At 53.3% G+C, this 625-nt stretch carries 1 rRNA gene; it reads left to right on the forward strand.

The annotated features are described in order from the left end of the window. A 23S ribosomal RNA gene (locus ACUYLD_RS25425) occupies positions 1-625 on the forward strand; the annotation flags it as partial.

A 625-nucleotide genomic window follows, 5' to 3' on the forward strand; every position in this document is an offset into this window, starting at 1 on the left:
ATGGGTGATGGCGTGCCTTTTGTAGAATGAACCGGCGAGTTACGTTCCCGTGCAAGGTTAAGGTGAAGAGCTGAAGCCGCAGCGAAAGCGAGTCTGAATAGGGCGAATGAGTACGTGGACGTAGACCCGAAACCGGGTGATCTACCCCTGTCCAGGGTGAAGGTGCGGTAACACGCACTGGAGGCCCGAACCCACGCATGTTGAAAAATGCGGGGATGAGGTGGGGGTAGCGGAGAAATTCCAATCGAACCCGGAGATAGCTGGTTCTCCCCGAAATAGCTTTAGGGCTAGCCTCGGAAAGAAGAATCGTGGAGGTAGAGCACTGATTGGGTGCGGGGCCCGCAAGGGTTACCAAGCTCAGTCAAACTCCGAATGCCATAGATTTAGTTCCGGGAGTCAGACAGTGAGTGCTAAGATCCATTGTCGAAAGGGAAACAGCCCAGACCATCAGCTAAGGTCCCCAAGTGTGTGTTAAGTGGGAAAGGATGTGGAGTTGCACAGACAACCAGGATGTTGGCTTAGAAGCAGCCACCATTGAAAGAGTGCGTAATAGCTCACTGGTCGAGTGACTCTGCGCCGAAAATGTAACGGGGCTAAACACACCACCGAAGCTATGGCTTGATGC

The sequence above is a fragment of the Paenibacillus sp. SER-28 genome, assembly GCF_052906305.1.